The sequence below is a fragment of the Rhodoglobus sp. GW821-FHT12B09 genome (assembly GCF_058809925.1).
Genome location: NZ_JBXATB010000001.1, coordinates 465,936 through 482,986, shown reverse-complemented (window position 1 = coordinate 482,986; position 17,051 = coordinate 465,936). Strand labels below are relative to the sequence as shown.

At 71.4% G+C, this 17,051-nt stretch carries 14 protein-coding genes; 7 read left to right on the top strand and 7 right to left on the bottom strand.

The window, feature by feature from the left end; genetic code table 11:
- Positions 1–7: 7 nt before the first annotated feature.
- Positions 8–811 (bottom strand): isoprenyl transferase, encoded by an 804-nt coding sequence (locus tag AC1RTC_RS02400; protein ID WP_493153857.1) that lies wholly within the window; start codon positions 809–811, stop codon positions 8–10.
- Positions 808–1,536, bottom strand: a complete 729-nt coding sequence (gene recO / locus AC1RTC_RS02395) for a DNA repair protein RecO (RefSeq protein ID WP_493153856.1) — start codon at positions 1,534–1,536, stop codon at positions 808–810. Before recO ends, AC1RTC_RS02400 begins: the two co-directional genes overlap by 4 nt.
- Before the next feature lie 77 nt (positions 1,537–1,613).
- On the opposite strand from recO, the gene AC1RTC_RS02390 reads away from it, so the two are divergent.
- Genes AC1RTC_RS02390 through AC1RTC_RS02380 form a run of 3 tightly spaced genes read left to right on the top strand, consistent with a single transcriptional unit; the run spans position 1,614 to position 3,924 of the window.
- The gene (locus AC1RTC_RS02390) at positions 1,614–2,489 is read left to right on the top strand and encodes an RNA polymerase sigma-70 factor (RefSeq protein WP_493153855.1); all 876 of its coding nucleotides are present in this window, start codon (positions 1,614–1,616) and stop codon (positions 2,487–2,489) included.
- Between the two features lie 44 nt (positions 2,490–2,533).
- On the top strand, positions 2,534–3,271 hold the full coding sequence (locus tag AC1RTC_RS02385) for an SDR family oxidoreductase (protein ID WP_493153854.1): 738 nt from the start codon (positions 2,534–2,536) through the stop codon (positions 3,269–3,271).
- Positions 3,268–3,924 carry a trimeric intracellular cation channel family protein gene (locus tag AC1RTC_RS02380; RefSeq protein ID WP_493153853.1) on the top strand — a complete coding sequence of 219 codons (657 nt, stop codon included), beginning with the start codon at positions 3,268–3,270 and terminating at the stop codon, positions 3,922–3,924. Before AC1RTC_RS02385 ends, AC1RTC_RS02380 begins: the two co-directional genes overlap by 4 nt.
- Here the strand turns inward: AC1RTC_RS02380 and AC1RTC_RS02375 are convergent.
- Complete coding sequence (locus tag AC1RTC_RS02375; protein ID WP_493153852.1) at positions 3,911–4,858, bottom strand: NAD(P)/FAD-dependent oxidoreductase; 948 nt, start codon at positions 4,856–4,858, stop codon at positions 3,911–3,913. The two genes, AC1RTC_RS02380 and AC1RTC_RS02375, sit on opposite strands and share 14 nt — an antisense overlap.
- Positions 4,859–4,957: 99 nt before the next feature.
- Between AC1RTC_RS02375 and AC1RTC_RS02370 the strand changes: the two genes are divergently transcribed.
- The 3 genes from AC1RTC_RS02370 to AC1RTC_RS02360 are packed head-to-tail and all read left to right on the top strand — an operon-like array spanning position 4,958 to position 6,533.
- On the top strand, positions 4,958–5,383 hold the full coding sequence (locus AC1RTC_RS02370; protein WP_493153851.1) for a hypothetical protein: 426 nt from the start codon (positions 4,958–4,960) through the stop codon (positions 5,381–5,383).
- Positions 5,377–5,598, top strand: coding sequence for a helix-turn-helix transcriptional regulator (locus AC1RTC_RS02365; protein ID WP_493153850.1), 222 nt, complete (start codon positions 5,377–5,379; stop codon positions 5,596–5,598). The genes AC1RTC_RS02370 and AC1RTC_RS02365 overlap by 7 nt, the downstream gene beginning before the upstream one ends.
- A complete protein-coding gene (locus AC1RTC_RS02360) occupies positions 5,595–6,533 on the top strand; it encodes an NAD(P)-dependent alcohol dehydrogenase (protein WP_493153849.1) in 939 nt (312 codons plus the stop codon). The genes AC1RTC_RS02365 and AC1RTC_RS02360 overlap by 4 nt, the downstream gene beginning before the upstream one ends.
- Before the next feature lie 148 nt (positions 6,534–6,681).
- Here AC1RTC_RS02360 and leuA read toward each other — a convergent pair whose 3' ends face one another.
- From leuA to AC1RTC_RS02345, 3 genes are all read right to left on the bottom strand, one after another.
- A complete protein-coding gene (leuA, locus tag AC1RTC_RS02355) occupies positions 6,682–8,445 on the bottom strand; it encodes a 2-isopropylmalate synthase (protein ID WP_493153848.1) in 1,764 nt (587 codons plus the stop codon).
- A gap of 149 nt (positions 8,446–8,594) precedes the next feature.
- Positions 8,595–11,051, bottom strand: coding sequence for a bifunctional lysylphosphatidylglycerol flippase/synthetase MprF (locus tag AC1RTC_RS02350; RefSeq protein ID WP_493153847.1), 2,457 nt, complete (start codon positions 11,049–11,051; stop codon positions 8,595–8,597).
- Positions 11,048–12,361 (bottom strand): alpha/beta hydrolase, encoded by a 1,314-nt coding sequence (locus AC1RTC_RS02345; RefSeq protein ID WP_493153846.1) that lies wholly within the window; start codon positions 12,359–12,361, stop codon positions 11,048–11,050. Before AC1RTC_RS02345 ends, AC1RTC_RS02350 begins: the two co-directional genes overlap by 4 nt.
- 241 nt (positions 12,362–12,602) lie before the next feature.
- On the opposite strand from AC1RTC_RS02345, the gene AC1RTC_RS02340 reads away from it, so the two are divergent.
- Complete coding sequence (locus AC1RTC_RS02340) at positions 12,603–14,129, top strand: S1C family serine protease (protein WP_493153845.1); 1,527 nt, start codon at positions 12,603–12,605, stop codon at positions 14,127–14,129.
- An 81-nt stretch (positions 14,130–14,210) separates the two neighbouring features.
- Here AC1RTC_RS02340 and AC1RTC_RS02335 read toward each other — a convergent pair whose 3' ends face one another.
- A complete protein-coding gene (locus tag AC1RTC_RS02335; protein WP_493153844.1) occupies positions 14,211–16,946 on the bottom strand; it encodes a helix-turn-helix transcriptional regulator in 2,736 nt (911 codons plus the stop codon).
- Positions 16,947–17,051: the final 105 nt, after the last annotated feature.

The window sequence follows — 17,051 nt, the reverse complement described above, 5'->3', positions numbered from 1 at the left end:
AAACCCGTCAGATAGAGGGCACGTCCACGGCACCGCCGAAGCGCCGGTTGCGCTGCGCGTAGATGGTGATCGCCTCCCAGAGCTGCTCCCGCGTGAAATCCGGCCAGAGGGTGTCGAGGAAGACCATCTCGGCGTAGGCGCTCTGCCACAGCATGAAGTTGCTCGTGCGCTGCTCGCCTGAGCTGCGGACGAACAGGTCGACGTCGGGCAGGTCGGGTGTGTAGAGGTGCGACTGGATGGTGCGCTCGCTGATGCCGGAGGGCCTGAGCCGGCCCGCGAGGACATCGCGCGCGATCGCCTGGACGGCGTCGGTGAGCTCGTTGCGCCCGCCGTAGTTGACGCACATCGTGAGGGTGAGCACGTCGTTGTGCTTGGTGAGCTCCTCCGCGAACTGCAGCTCCTTGATGACGGATGCCCAGAGCCGTGGCTTGCGCCCGGCCCAGCGCACGCGCACCCCCCAGTCGTTGAGCTGGTCGCGGCGGCGGTGCAGGACGTCTCGGTTGAACCCCATGAGGAACCGGACCTCGTCCGGGCTGCGCTTCCAGTTCTCGGTGGAGAAGGCGTAGACGCTCAGGTGCTTGACACCGATCTGGATCGCGCCGGCCACGACGTCGAGCAGGGAGGCCTCCCCCGCCTTGTGGCCCTCGATGCGGGTGAGTCCCTTGCCGTTGGCCCAGCGGCCGTTGCCGTCCATGACGATCGCGACGTGCTCGGGGACGGCCTTGATCGGCATCTCCGGCGGGTACAGGCCCGTCCAGTCGACGGGCTTGAAGTCGACGGCGTCCTTGTGGGTTTTGCGTACCGGGCTCACGCGGTGCGGTCCACGTGCTCCAGGGAGCGCAGCGTGCGCTCGAGGTGGAACTGGGTGTACGCCGCCACCACGCCGCTCGCCTGGTGGCGGGCGCGCTCCTCGGAGGCCTCGGCCGCCTCCCAGCGCCCCTCCAGCAGGGCGCCCAGGAGTCCGAGAGTGTCGAGGTCGAGGCGCGGCGACCCGGGCGGCGCAACCTCGTCGGCGACGACACCGCCGAGCTGCGGCACGAACACGGTGTGCGGTCCCGGCGCGCCGGTCACGGCGCAGTCCGAGAAGCTGGGCGCCCAGCCCGCGATCGACAGCGCGCGCAGCAGGTAGGAGTCGAGGGTGAGCGAGGGGTGGTGCTCGCGGCGGGAGAGCGAGCGCAGAGCGCCGACGAGCAGCAGGTACTGCTGCAGCGAGCCGTCGTCGTCGGTGACCTTGTCCGCGGTCTCGACCATGGCGCTGCCGGCGGTGTAGCTCGCGTAGTCGTCGGCGATGTCGGCGCCGTACGACCCGAGGGACTCGGCCTGCTGCACGATGTCGAGGCTGCGCCCGACGTAGCACTGGATGTCGGCGACCATCATGGGCTCGAGCCGCGCACCGAACCGCGAGGCCGTGCGCCGCACGCCCTTCGCGACGGCACGGATCTTGCCGTGCTGCCGGGAGAGCATCGTCACGATGCGGTCCGCCTCACCCAGCTTGTGGGTGCGCAGCACAACGGCTTCGTCACGGTAGGTCGGCACCCCTCCAGTATCCCCTCCTCCACCGTCCGAGTTGCGGCGACGGACCGCACGGGCGGGCGAGAAGCCAGAATGGGAGTGTGAACTCCCCCGTCGAGACGTTCGAGCAGCAGCGCGGCAGGATGTTCGGCATCGCGTACCGCATGCTCGGCTCCGCCTCGGAGGCCGAGGACATCGTCCAGGACGCCTGGCTCCGGTGGCAGTCCGCCGACCGCTCCGACGTCGAGGAGCCCGGCGCCTACCTCGCCACGGTCGTCACCCGCCTCGCCCTCACGGCACTCGACTCCGCGCGGGCGCGCCGCGAGGTCTACGTCGGCCCGTGGCTGCCGGAACCGGTGTCCACAGTCGACGACCCCGCCATCGGCGCCGAGCGCGCCGAGGCCATGTCACTCGCCGTACTCCTGCTCCTCGAGCGGCTGACGCCCGCGGAGCGCGCGGCGTACGTGCTCCACGAGGCGTTCGGCTACTCGTTCCGGCAGGTCGCCGACGTTCTCGGCACATCGGAGGCGAACGCGCGGCAGCTGGGCAGCCGTGCCCGAGCGCACCTGGAGCGCGAGCGGGGCGTGGTCGTGAGCCGCGCCGAGCGGGACCGGCTGCTCGCCCTCTTCCTCGCTGCCGCCGAGCGCGGCGACCTCGCCGGCCTCGAGGCGGCGCTCAGCCACGACGCCGAGTCGATCTCTGACGGCGGCGGCGTCGTGAACGCCGCCCGCAGGGTGGTCCGGGGTCGCGAGCGGGTCGCGCAGCTCATTCTCGGCGTGCTCGAGAAGTTCGGCCAGGGCATCGAGACCACGGCGGTCGAGGCGAACGGCGAGCTCGCGATGCTCGGCATGCGGGACGGGCATCCCGTCGCGCTCTGGACCGTCGACATCGGGCCGGAGGGCGTGCGGCGCCTCATGATCGTGATGAACCCCGAGAAGCTCGAGCCGTTCGCGGCTGCCGCGCTGTCACATTCCTGAGGCCCGCCCAGTCGTAGCTGGTGACCCTCCAGGAAAGGAACACCATGACCATCCTCGTCACCGGCGGCACGGGCATCCTCGGCCGTCCGACAGTCGACCTGCTCCGCGCATCCGGCCACGATGTCCGCGTTCTCAGTCGCAGCACCGGCGGCGACCTCACGACCGGCGCGGGCGTCGCCGAAGCGCTCGTGGGCGTGGACACGCTGCTGCACCTCGCCACGAGCGCCAGCAAGAAGGATGTGCCGCAGACCCAGCGGCTCATGGACGCGGCGGTCGCGGCGGGGGTGGCGCACGTCGTCTACATCTCGATCGTGGGCGTCGACGTGGTGCCCTACTCGTACTACCGCGCGAAGTTCGCGTGCGAGCAGATCATCGAGCGGTCGGGCATCCCGTTCACCATCCTCCGCGCGACGCAGTTCCACAGCTTCGTGGCGATGGTGCCGCGCGCCCAGCGCCGGCTTCCGGTCATCTTCTCGCTGAACGCGCCCGACCAGCCGATCGCCGTCGAGGAGGTCGCCCAGCGGCTCGTTGAGCTCGTGGACGCCGGTCCCTCGGGCCTCGTTGCCGACATCGGGGGGCCGGAGCAGCTGACCGTCCGCAGCGCCATCGACATCTGGCAGCGAGCGGCAGGCACCCACAAGCCGGTGTGGACGATACCCCTCGGCGGCAGGATGATGCGCTCGATGCGGGCCGGCGCCCACATGCCGGGGCTGCCCGGCTACGGGACGGGCACGTTCGCCGAGTACGCGGCACGGGAGGCACGTGGTACGAATGACCGGTGACCGCCACCTTCGTCATTCCCCTGTGGGCTGACCTCCTCGCCATCGGCATCGGCTCCGTGCAGGGGGCGCTGTTCGCGGCGCAGTTCCGCGACCGGCGGCTCGACCTGCTCGGCGTCGCGATCATCGGCATCGCGACCGGGTTCGGCGGGGGCATCCTGCGCGACGTCCTGCTCTCGCAGGTGCCCGCCGCGCTCACGAGCAACTGGTACCTGATCGTGGCCACGGGCGCCGCCCTGGTCGGGATGCTGCTCGAGCGGCTGATCTCGCGGCTGGGCCCGCTGGTGACCGTGCTCGATGCGCTGACGATCGGGCTGTTCGGCGCGATCGGCACCACCAAGGCCCTCTCGGCGGGGCTGCCCGAGGTACCGGCCGTCTTCGTCGGCGTGCTGTCGGCGGTCGGCGGTTCGATCCTGCGCGACCTGCTGCTCAACCGGCCGATCGCGCTCATGCACGTCGGGTCGCTCTACGCGGTCGCGGCAGTCGTCGGCTGCACGAGCCTCACGATCATGCTCGACTTCGGCGTCGAGGTGTTCCTGGCCGCAAGCATCTGCGTCGCCCTGACGTTCGGCGTGCGGGTTCTGGCCGTCGCGTTCAACTGGAGCCTGCCCGAGCAGCGGGCCATCGAGCGGCTGCCGCGGATCAGAAGGCGCTAGCCAGCTCGACGACGGCTTCGGCGCAGCCCCAGGAGAGCGTGACGCCCGAGCCGCCGTGGCCGTAGCAGGCGATGACCGGCACGGCATGGCCCCCGACGGCCTCGAGCCGGACCGTCGGCCGTGCGGGCCGCAGTCCGGCACCTCGTGACACGATCCGCAGCCCGGCGAGCTCGGGCACGAGCGCGGCCGCGCGATCGAGGATCCTCCGCTCCGTGACCGGGTCGATCTCGAGGCCCGTGGCGCCGAATTCCGAGACGCCGCCGCACACGATGTCGTCGCGGCGGGGCACGACATAGGTGAGGCCCGCGGGGTTGTCGTCGTCGATGGACCACTCGGTGAGGCCGGGGTTCTCCAGCCGCACCACCTGGCCGCGGACGGGGACCACGCTGTCGTCGTCCCCGAGCAGCGCTCCCGAGCGCAGGCCGCCCGCGACGACCACGAGATCGGCGCCCCCGGCGAATTCGTCGACGGATGCCACGGCCCGCACCTCGAAGCGGACGCCGAGGTCGCGGCAGCGCGCCGTGAGCCACTCCCCGTACGTGCCCGTGGTGATGACGGGCACTGTGGCCCGGACACCGGACAGCGCCCCGGCCGGCAGCTCGCCGGGCGCCGCTGGACGCGCGCCGGCGACCACGGGCATCCACGATCTGTCGGGGTGCGCAGTTCTCTCGATGACCGTGCCGCGCCGGAGGTCGACACCCGAGGACTCGTCGACCGCGACCTCGCGGTAGCGCTCGAGCGACCGGGTGAGCCACCCGGTCACGCGCGGCGATACCTCGCCCAGGTAGGGGAACCACACCGCCGCCGCGACCGTCGAGACACTGTGCGCGATGTCGGCGTCCGCCACTACCGTCACCCGGTCTCCGGCGACTGCGAACTCGTGCGCGATGCTCAGCCCGATGACACCGCTGCCCACCACCGTCACCCGCCTCATGCCGCAAGCCTACGGCGCTAAGCATGTATGAAATATTTGACATGACGTACGGTTTGCCATACATTCGCCATGTCAAGCTTTCTTTACATCGGAGGAACAGTGTCATACGAAGAGAAGAGCGCCTGGGTCATGGGGGTGCTGGCCGTCGTGGCCCTCGCCGTCTACGCGGCCATCACGCTCGGCCAGGCCGCCGACATGCCGCTCACCGAGACGCCGTACGTGCCCACCATGCTGTGGACCATCGGCGGCTCGATCATCGCGTCGATCGTCATCCACATCGGAGTCGGCATGACCTCGCGCAACCGCAAGACGGACCAGCGCGACCGCGAGTTCTACCGCTTCGGCGAGACGGTGGGGCACGGATTCCTCGTGGCCGGCGCGCTCGCGGCGCTGGTCATGGCGCTCCTGGAGTGGGACTACTTCTGGATCGCCAACGTGCTGTTCCTCGCGTTCATCCTCTCCGCCATCGTCGCCGCGATTGCCAAGATCGTCGCCTACCGCAGGGGCATCGTCGGCGCATGGTGAAGCCCACGAGCGTCACCAACTCGATCCGCACCCTGCGGTTCACCCACGGCGAGATGACACAGGCCGACCTCGCGGACCGCATCGGCGTCACCCGCCAGACCGTCATCGCGATCGAGCAGGGGCGCTACTCCCCCTCGCTCGAGATGGCATTCCAGATCGCCCGCGTCTTCGGCGTCCCGCTCGACGACGTGTTCCAGTACCCGGAGGAATCATGAAAGCCATAGTCCGCCACACCTACGGCGACGAGTCGGTGCTCGAGCACGCCGACCTGCCCGACCCCGTTCCCGCGGCCGGGGAGGTGCTGGTGCGCATCCGAGCGGCCGGCGTCGACCGCGGCGCGTGGCACGTCATGACCGGACTGCCCCGCCTCGCCCGGCTCGCCTTCGGCGTGCGCCGCCCGAAGGACCCGCAGCTCGGCATGGATGCAGCGGGCGTCGTCGAGGCCGTCGGCGAGGGCGTCACGCGCTTCAGCCCCGGAGACGAGGTCTTCGGCATCGTGCGCGGATCCTTCGCCGAGAAGGCTCTCACGGCGGAGCGGCTACTGGTCGCGAAACCCGCCACCGTCAGTTGGGAGCAGGCTGCAGCTGCACCGACCTCGACCATCACGGCGTTCGACGCCCTCCGCAGCCGCGCCGCCGCCGGCACTCGCGTTCTGGTGCTCGGCGCTGGGGGCGGCGTGGGGCACCTCGCGGTGCAGGTCGCGCGCGCGCTCGGCGCCGAGGTCACGGCCGCGACGAGCGACCCGGCGTTCGCCGCATCCCTCGGCGCTGGCCGGGTCATCGACTACCGCACCGAGCCGCTCGACGGAATGTACGACGTCATCCTCGACGTCGGCGGACGGCGGCCGGTGCGGGAGCTGCGGGCGCTGCTCGCCCCGTCGGGCACCCTCGTGTTCGTGGGCGGCGAGGGCGGCGGGCAGATCCTGGGCGGGATGCAGCGGCAGCTCGTCGTCGCGCCGTTCTCCGGGCAGAAGTTCGTGACCTTCGTCGCTCGCACGACACCCGCCGCGCTCCAGGAGGTCGCCGACCACCTCGCCGCTGCCACCGTGGTACCTACCGTCGACCGCACGTACCGCCTCGACGAGGCGGCCGCCGCCCTGCGGCACATCTCCACGGGTGCGGTGCGCGGCAAGCTCGTGCTGCTGCCGTGACGAGCTGCGGGCGAACGAAAATGCAGGACTTCGGGGCGCACAGCGGCAGGTAAGGCGCGATCGCGCGCACGGGCATCCGGAAGTCCTGCATTTTCGGCAAGGAGGGGCTCCGGATGCCCGTAGCGCGCGGTTCGCTACGGTGCGGTGCTCAGCCGGCGGAGATGAGCTCGCGGTCGCCGGCCTCCGTGCGCACGGCGCGGTTGACCGCGGAGACCACGGCCTTGAGCGACGCCGTCGAGATGTCCGCGTCGATACCGACGCCCCACAGCCGCTTGCCGTTGACGCTGAGCTCCACGTAGGCGGCGGCGAGGGCATCCCCGCTCGCCGACAGCGCGTGCTCGACGTAGTCGTAGAGCTTCACGTCGATGCCGTGGCTCTCCATGATCGCGAGGAACGCGGCGATAGGCCCGTTGCCCGTCCCCGTCGCCGCCAGCACCTCCTCGCCGACGCGCAGCCTGACCTGCAGCTCCGTCGACCCCGACAGGTCGCTGGATGTCGCGGTGGAGTGCAGCTCGAACCGCCCCCACTTGTCGGACTCGACGTGAGCGGGCAGGTACTCGTCGTGGAAGATCTCCCAGATCTGGTCGCTCGTGACCTCGCCGCCCTCGGCGTCGGTCTTGTGCTGGACGACGGCGCTGAACTCGATCTGCAGCTTGCGCGGCAGGTCGAGCGCGTGGTCAGCCTTGAGCAGGTACGCGACGCCGCCCTTGCCGGACTGCGAGTTGACGCGGACGACGGCCTCGTAGCCGCGGCCCAGGTCCTTCGGGTCGACGGGCAGGTAGGGCACGGCCCAGAGCAGGTCGTCGACCGAGACGCCCTTGCTGCGCGCGTCGGCCTCCATGGCCTCGAAGCCCTTCTTGATGGCGTCCTGGTGCGAACCGCTGAACGCGGTGTAGACGAGGTCGCCGGCCCACGGGCTGCGCTCGGGCACGGGCAGCTGGTTGCAGTACTCGGCCGTGCGCTTGACCTCGTCGAGGTCGCTGAAGTCGATCTGCGGGTCGATGCCCTGCGTGAACAGGTTGATGCCGAGGGCGACGAGGTCGACATTGCCGGTGCGCTCCCCGTTGCCGAAGAGGCAGCCCTCGATCCGGTCGGCGCCCGCCATGTAGCCGAGCTCGGCGGCGGCGATGGCCGTGCCGCGGTCGTTGTGCGGGTGCAGCGACAGGATGACGTTCTCGCGATGGGCGAGGTGGCGGGACATCCACTCGATCGAGTCGGCGTAGACGTTCGGAGTCGCCATCTCGACCGTGGCCGGGAGGTTGATGATGACCTTGCGCTCGGGCGTCGGCTCGAACACCTCGAGCACCTGGTTGCAGACGTCGACAGCGAACTCGAGCTCCGTGCCCGTGTAGCTCTCCGGCGAGTACTCGTAGTAGATCGTCGTGCCCGCCGCGATGGGCTCGGCGGCCTTGCACAGCCGCGCGCCGTTCAGGGCGATGTCGATGATGCCCTGCTTGTCGGTGCGGAACACCACGTCGCGCTGCAGCACGCTCGTCGAGTTGTACAGGTGCACGATCGCCTGCTTGGCGCCCTTGATCGACTCGTAGGTGCGGTTGATCAGCTCCTCGCGCGCCTGGGTGAGCACCTGGATGCGCACGTCGTCGGGGATGAGGTCCTCCTCGATGAGGGACCGCACGAAGTCGAAGTCGGTCTGGGATGCAGACGGGAACCCGACCTCGATCTCCTTGTATCCCATCTTCACGAGCAGGTCGAACATGATGCGCTTGCGCTCGGGGCTCATCGGGTCGATGAGGGCCTGGTTGCCGTCGCGGAGGTCGACGGCGCACCAGCGCGGCGCCTCTGTGATGCGCCGGGAGGGCCAGGTGCGGTCGGGCAGGTCGACGTTCAACTGCTCGTGGTACGGGCGGTACTTGTGGATCGGCATTGCAGAAGCCGACTGTGTGTTCTTCATGGACTGTTCTTTCGTCTGGTGGATGTGAGATCCAGGCCAACGATGCCGCTATGAGTCAGCAGAGGCCGCGACGAGTGAGGCCTGAGGTTAGGACTCGTCGCGGCAGCTAAGAAGAAGCAGACCGAACACAGTTTCAGGGTAGCACCGTGCTAGCGCAGTCCGCGCACCAGAGCCGCAGATTCGCGCAGGGTGAGGTTCGGGAGGTAGCAGCGCGAGAGGGCGATGGCGATCGCCGGGAGCGACAGCGCGTCCGGATACGCGAGCGCGAGCGGCACGAGGCGGGGCTGGAACTTCTGCTTGAAGGCGAGCAGGGAGCGGAACCCGTACACCGGCTCGAGCGTGCGGCCGAGCATCCCGAGCACCCGCTCGAGCGGGCCGCCCTTCTCGTCAGAGGGAGCGATGGCGAGGGGGGCGCCCGACAGGCTCAGGAACTCCAGGCCGTCGAGCTGGGCGCGCACCGCGGCCTCGGCGATGACGAACTCCATGACCCCGTTCATACCGTCGGCGCGCCGCCGCATGAAGTCGAGGGTGCGGCCGACCAGGACGCCGTCCCGCCAGGTGGGCAGCCAGCTCGTCACGGCCTGCACGGCGCCGCTGCCGTCGGCGGCGACGCCGAGCAGCACGTCCGGGTCCCGGAGCTCGTCCAGCCCGCCGAGGGTGAAGCCCAGCTCGGGCAGCTTCTTCTCCACCACCCAGAGCTCTGAGATCTCGGCGATCTGGTTCGCCGTGCGCGCACCCAGTTCGTGCCAGTGCAACCAGCTGACGCGCACACCCTCGCGCGCCGCGCGGTTGACCGAGGAGCGGACATCCTGCCACTTCTTCCCGGTCATCTCGAACGTCGACGGGTCGATGACGGTCTCCTCGGCCACGACGGTCGACGACCAGCCGAACTCGGCAAGAAGTTCCGCCCACTCCTCGTGCACGCTGTAGAAGACCGGCGTCCACGCGTTGGCGTCGCAGAACCTGATGAACTGCCCGAGCGAGTCGCGCGGATCGCGCGGATCGCCCACGGGATCCCCCGTGGTCACCGCGCACCCATTGGCGATGCGGTAGGCGATGCCCATTCGGCGCTCGGCGTCGAACCAGTACGAGTTGCCCGCCCAGGTGCCGGGGAAGTCCATCGAACTCCCCCGAGAGCGCTCGAGCGCCCGGAACGCCGCGGCATCGCCGCTGAGCTCGCGCGACGTGCGGCGGCCGCGCAGCAGGGCGACGACCGCGAACAGCAGGACGATCCAGAGCAGGGGCCCCACGCCGTGGTACAGGAGGCGGGCGGCAAAGCCCACCGGCACGAAGTCGCGACGCTCCGCCAGGAGGAACGAGAGCGGGATGAACCGCTCGGGCAGGTCGGAGAGCAGGTCGAGCAGGCCCACCACGGGCCGGAACTGCGCGGCGAGCAGGGACCCGAGGGCGAGGTAGCCGCTCGCAGTCGCCACCGTCGCGACACCCATCGTCACGACGAAACGGCGCCGTGCGGCGGGCGTCGACCGGATCGGGAAGTGCCGCCGCTGCGAGAGCACGAGCGCGGCGAGCGCCAGCGGGATCACCGCGTTCGCGATGAGCCACGCTCCGTACTCAGGCGAGTCGCCCACCTCGTCGACGACCCGGGAGGCATAGCCCAGTGCCGGGATGACCCCGAAGTACAGTGCCGCGAGAATCCCGTTGGCGGCGGCGGCGGTCGCGACGAGGTACACGGCGGCGCGACGCCCGATCGCGAGCCCGTAGGCGCCGAGGAGCACAACGGCGAGCGGCAGCAGCGCGAGCACAACCGCTGAGACCCCCTGGCCGGAGTGTGCGGCGAGAAGCGCCCTGCACGCGCCTCCCGACTCCGCGAGAGTGCACGCCGGGCTCCCCGGCCGGGCCCCGTGCACGCCGTCCGCGGTGAAGTCCCCTAGGGGCGACAGGAGGCCGAACCTGCCGTGGGCGACGAGCGTGATGACCGGCCCGAGCGCGAAGATCGCGGTGAGGGCGGCGAGGAGCACGCGCGTCTCGTGGTGCGAGCTGGTCCAGCGCTCAAGCCGGATACGGCGCCGCGTGAGGACCGCGCCGAGACCCAGGCCCGCGATCACGGCGATGAGCCGGAAGAAGTCGGAGGGCTGGCCCGAGTAGAGCAGGAACATCACCACCGAGGCGACGACCCCGAACCGGATGCGGCGCCGCCACAGCACCGACGCGTAAGCACTCGCTGCGGCGACTGTGCCCAGGATCGGGCCGAGCGGATCGACCGTGACGAGGTTGCGCACCGCGTCGGCCCAGTACTCCCCCGCCAGCACACCGAGCGCCTCGATCCCCAGCCCGATGGCGGACGCGGCGACGCCGGTCACGACGAAGGCCAGGATCGTCCGCCCGGTGCCCATCAGCCGTTCGGCCGCGCCCACGCCGATCGCCGCGGCCACCAGGACGATGACCAGCTGCGCCGCGTTGTCGACGAAGAAGTCGGCGGTGACGAGGGACCACCACTGGTGCCGCCCGAGAGCCGCCAGATCCACCCCGACCGCGTGGCGCACGAGTGCAGAGGGGCCGGTGATCGGCCCGGTCACGGCCGCGAGCGCGGCGAGCAGTGCGACGAGCGCGATCGTGAACGGCACTCGGCGCAGGAACGCGCTCACGAGCCGAGTCCCCATCGCGTGAAGAGCAGCGGCAGCCCGTGCTCGTAGGCGTAGGCCACGGTGCTCCAGTCGTGGGCGGTGCCGGGCGACCTGAGGACTGTCGTGGTCATCCCCGCCGCCTTCGCGGCGGCGGCGACGGTCGCCACCCAGGGCGTGTACTTCGTGTCGAGGGCGCCCGCGGCGAAGACGGCGACGGTGTCGCGGTAGGGGCCGTGCGCAGCGATCAGCGACAGCGGCTTCGCCGCCTCGTACGCCGCGGCGTCGCCCGCGAAGCCCTGGTCGATGGTCTCCTGGGGGCTGCCCACCTTGGGCTCGAGCTCGCCCGACACGTCGAAGATCGAGCCGAAGACATCCGGATGCCCCGCGCCCAGCTGGATGGCGCACGTGCCGCCCTGCGAGAAGCCGCCGATCGCCCACGCGGCGGGCGAGGCCTGCACGCCGAGGTTGGCCCTGATCCACGCCGGGACGTCGACGGTGAGGTACGTCGCAGAGTCTCCGATGGCGGAGTCGACGCACATCGGGTTCGTCTGCGGCGCGCTGAGCTGATCGGGCACGACGACGATGGGCGCCAGTCCGTGGTGATCAGCGGCGAACGAGTCGAGCACGCTATCGAGATGGCCGGAGATGAACACGTTCTCGGGGCTGCCGGGCTGCCCGGAGAGCATGACGAGAACGGGCAGGGCGGGCGGGTGCGCCGTGAGCGCGGCGGGCGGCAGGTAGACCAGGGCCTGTCTGGCCGCGAAGTGCGAGACCGTGGCGGGGATCGTGACGGCGCCCACCAGTCCGCTCGCCGGGAGGTCTGCCGGCGGCGTCCAGTCCGCCGGGAGCGCCGAACCGATGGCTGCGCGCTGGCCGGCGGCGGCACTCGCGGGGAGGTCGGGGAACGAGCTGTAGCCCACCATGCTCGCCAGTGTCGGGTACTGCCCGAAATCGGCGTTGACCCCGACCGCGCCCATCAGCGCGAACACGACAGCGGCGGCCCCGGCCCCGGCCCGGCGCCAGGGGCGGGTGCGGACGAGGCTCGCGATGGCGAGCGCAACCCCCGCGAACGCGACAGCCACCCACGTGCGCGATACCGGCGAGAGGGTCACGTCGAAGGCGTTCGCGAGATCCCCGACCACCCAGCAGGCCAGCAGCCCCGCCCCGGCACCGATCACCACGGACGCGACGACGACCACGAGCCAGCGCATCCGGCTGCCGCGCGGAAGGGGACGGAGTACGAGGGCCAGCGCCGCAAGGGCGGCCAGCACCTCGAGCACCACGGGCAGCGGGCCGCCGATCACACGAATTCCGGCAAGGAAAGGCCCCACCGCGCCTCCTTCGGTTCAGACGGCCCTCAGTATCCGCCCGCTGCGCTCACGCGTGCGCGTTTCACATCCGGTGCACCGCGAGTGCACGGCGATCGCACAGCGGGCTCGCAGGCTGCCCGCAGCGCGACGACCACCCCAGACCTTGAGAACTAGGGTCCCCGGCACTCCGGTCGGGCGGCGGCCCGGCACGACACTGGGGTGCGGTTCGGAGTCAGGTGCACTCCGCCGCAGGAGGAACACCGTGTTCACAGCACAGAAGGATGCCCGCCTGCGCGCTCGCGCGGCGGGCGCCGTGGCTCTCGCCATCGCAGCAACAGCGCTCACCTCGTGCGCGGCCGGAGGCCCCAGCCCCGTCAGCTTCGAGGACGTGCAGTCGGCGACCATCCAGTTGCAGGCCCAAGGGACGTTCATCGACCCCGGCACGACCCAGCCGTCGGAGACTGCCGGCCGCGGCTCCGGCTTCCTGATCGACCCGAGCGGCATCGCCCTCACCAACAACCACGTGGTGGTGGGTGCCGGCACGCTCAAGGTCTGGCTCGGCGGCGACACCGACAAGCAGTACAACGCGACGGTTCTGGGCGCCTCGGAGTGCCTCGACCTGGCCGTCGTGCAGCTCGACAAGGGCACGTACCCGTTCATGGGCTGGTACCAGGGCGAGATCAAGACCGCGCTGGATGTCTACTCGGCGGGCTTCCCGCTGGGCGACCCCAACTTCACGCTCACCCGGGGAATCGTCTCGAAGGCCGACGTGCCCCAGGATGACTCCTGGGCGTCGCTCGATCACGTGATCGAGCACGACGCCCGCATCCGCGGCGGCAACTCGGGCGGCCCGCTCGTGGCTGACAACGGCCGCGTGGTCGGGATCAACTACGCGGGCGACGACGAGCTCGACTACAACTACGCGATCCACCGCGACGAGGCGCTCGCCGTGATCGACGACCTCAAGGCGGGCAAGCCCGTGCTCTCGCTCGGGATCAACGCGCAGGCGATGGCCCCGGAGGAGGACGGCACGCCGAACGGGATCTGGGTGTCGTCCCTGCAGGCGGGCGGCCCGGCCGACAAGGCGGGCATCGAGGCCGGCGACGTGCTCCTCAGCCTGGCGGGCATCACGCTCGGCGCCCGCGGGACGCTCGAGGACTACTGCCAGGTGATCCGCACCCAGGGCGTCGACGCCACGATCGACGTGAGCGTGTACCGCCCGTCCACCGACGAGCTGCTCGACGGGCAGCTCAACGGCAGCGAGCTCGAGGTGACCGCGACCGGCGTGCTGGGCGGGAACCAGGAGGCTGTCGGGTCGTTCGTGACCGTGACCGACGACAGCGGCACCGTGTCGGTCTCGGTGCCGAACACCTGGGCTGATGTCGACGGCGCGGGCTTCACCGACCAGCAGGGCAACTCCTGGGTGTCGGTGACCGCGACCCCGGACAGCTCGGGCTTCAGCACGAGCTGGGGCACCCCGGGCGTGAGCGTGGGGGCCACCGCGGCCACGGCCATGACGGTGGACGCCGCCCTCACCCTGCTCTCGAGCGGGATTGACGCGGAGTGCACCCCCGTGGATGTGGCGCAGAGCTACGACGACGGCCTGTACGTGGGCAAGTACAACAGCTGGACGGGCTGCGGGGGCAGCGGCGGCGCGGACTACTACGTGCTGACCGCGACCGACGGCACGGGATCCAGCCTCGTCGCGGTGGTCCTCCAGCTCGTGTCCGACTTCGACAAGTCGACAGTGCTGCAGAACGTCATCGGCTCCTTCCAGGTCGCCAGCTAGGCACCACCGGCTCTCGGCCAGCCCTGTGGCGCGAGAGAGCGGGGTGGGCCGTTCCCCGACGGCCCGCCCCGTCTCAATCGCTCAGTCGCTGTCGCGGAAGGCGGCAGCGAGCTCCTGCCGAGAGCCGACGCCCAGCTTGCGGAAGATCCGGGCGAGGTGGAACTCGACGGTCTTCGGCGTGACGAACAGCTCGCGCGCGACCTCGCGGTTGCTCAGCCCGGAGATCGCGCGCAGCGCGACCCGGAGCTCCGCGGCCGTCAGGGACTGCTTCCTGCGCTCCATCGCGCTGGGGATCGGCTCCCGCCCGATCGACTTGAGGGCGGCACGCGCGCGCCGCTCGAGGGACTCGATCCCCTGCTCGAGGGCGCAGGCCAGGGCGAGCAGGAGGTGGGACTGCGCCGCGTCGACGTCCCCCACGGCGATCTCCAGCTCGGCCATCCGCTCCGCGATGCGCGCGCGCTGCCAGCGGTGCTCGGCCGGGAGGGAGTCGAAGTAGGCTCCGAGGGCGGCACGCGCCTGCGGTGGCTCGAGCAGCCTGGAGCGCAGCAGCTCGGCGTCCAGGTGCGCGGGCCGGGGTATCCGACGGCGCTCGAGCAGCTCGCGCTCCTCCGCGTTGAGCTCGGCGGCACGAGCAGGGTCGCCGAGGTCGAGCGCTGCGGCGGCGAGCACGCCCCGCCAGCTGAACGTCCAGGCGAAGCCGCCCTCCGGGTCAAGCCGCCGGGACTCGGCGGCGAGCCGCGTCGCCTCCTCCGGGGCTCCGGTCGCGAGGGCGTGCTCCGCGCGGCCGAGCAGCCAGACGGCGCGGTGGGCCGGCGGCAGGTCGAGGTGCTCGAGGCTCTTCGCAACGGCGGCCGCGGCATCCACCTCCCCCGCCGCGATCGAGAACCTGATGAGCAGCGCCGACGCCAGCACGTGGTACAGCCACGGGCTCAGGCGCCCGAGGTTCACGGCCACCTCGAGATCCTCGATGCCCGCTCGAAGGTCTCCGGCGAGCATGCGGATCGGCCCGCGCACGCCGCGCGCCGAGACCTCGCTCGCCAGCCGGTTGCGCCCGCGGGCATCCTCCACGGCGCGCCCGAGCAGCTCAAGGGCGTCGTCGTAGCGGCCGACGAGGTACAGCGAGCCGCTCAGGAGGTAGGTGGTCGGGTCGTCCGCGAAGCCTGCCACCGAGAACGCGCCGCCGCCGTATGCGCGCTCGGCGAGCATCCCCGGGTCGAGCGACCACTCCTGGCGGGTGTGGGCCGAGATTGCCGCGGTCGCCAGGAAGCGCCGCTCCTCCTGCCCGTCGGTCTCCCGGGCAAGGACCGCCTGCAGAACCTCGAGCGGCACCGCCGCCGCCATCGGCTCCACTGTGAGGCGCGCGGTCGCGTACCGCGCCGCCCCGTCCAGTGCGTCGGGGGATGCCCGGTCCAGCCCCGCGCGGTCGAGCAGCTCGACGCCGGCGCGGTAGGCCTCCTCGGCGGCCGGGTAGTCCGCGGCGAGGTACAGCGCGTCACCGATGTCGACCATGCGCCGTCCTCGCTCGACGGGCCCGAGGTACTCCAAGCCCTTCCGCCATGCCGCGGCGGCAGCGGCACCGCTGCCCAGTCCGAAGTGGGCGCTGCCGAGGAGGCCCAGTACGTCCGAGCTACGCCAGTCCGAGGGCGAGGGCTCGAGCAGGGCGCGCTCGAGCAGCTCCACAGCGCCGGCGAACGCCCCCGAGGAGAGCGCCTCCACGGCGGCCTCCCGCAGGATGCCGAGCTGCCACGGCCCCTGGCCGGGCTCGGTGAGCAGCAGCTGTGCAGCCACGCGCGGTGCGGGAGTGCCCTCCTCGTGGAGGATCTCGGCGGCCGCGGCCCTGAGGGCGGCGAGGCGCACCGTGCCGGTTCCGGCGAGCACCGCGTCCGCGACCAGCGGGTGTGCGGTCACGAGCGCCGGCTCCGAGCTGTCGGCCCCGAGGATCCCCTCCGCCACGAGGATGCGGGCGAGCCCGTCGAGCTCGTCCTCCGTAACCCGCGCGAGCCTGCCGACGACACCGAACCGCGCCTCGGGCCCCAGGACGCACACCGCGCGAGCCACGTCGCGGGCGCCGGGCCCCAGCGCCTCCAGGCGCGCCATGACGGACTCGATCACGCGCGGCGGAGGCCCCAGCTCCTCCCCCGCCGCCAGCAGTCCCGCGAGCTCCGCGATGTAGAACGGGATGCCCCCGCTGAGCTCGCGCACCCGCTCGCTCTCGGCCGACCCGGCGCCGATGAGCTCTCCGATCCCGCGGGCGCTGAGCGGCCGTGGCCGGACCACGGTGCCGGCCATCGACACGAGCTCCGCCGCGCCCCCGACTGCCTCCCACGCGGTCTCCCGCGCACCGAGGAGGATCGTCACCGGGTCCGCGGCGAGAAGGGCGGCGACCTGCGCGAACACGTCCGCGCTCACGCGGTCTGCCCACTGCACGTCGTCGATCACGAGCAGTACGGGCCCCGAGCGCGCGAGGCTCGACAGCGTCCAGTGCACCGCGTACGCGATCGCGACGCCGTCCGCCGGAACCCGGCCCCGCAGCACGAGCTCCTGCAGCACCGAGCCGGGGCCGTCGAACGGCGGCGCGCCGGCCTCTGCCGCACGGGCGAGCGGCAGGAACAACTGGTGCAGGATGCCGTGCGCAACGCCCGCGCCGATGCGGGTCCCCACCGCGGAGAGCACGGTGCCGCGGTCGCGGGCCTCGGCGGCGATCGTGCGCAGCAGGCTGCTCTTGCCGATGCCGGGCGGGCCGGTGACCGCGAGGAGCGCGCCCGTGCCCACGGCGGCACGGAGCTGCGCGAGTTCCGCCTCACGCTCGACGAGCATCCCCTGCGCCCTCCTCCGGACTAGAACTCGTGCCTGACAGAGTAGTGAACCTCGGGAAACAGCGCTGACAGCGGGCGACAGCGCCGCGACAGCGGGCAGCTGCAC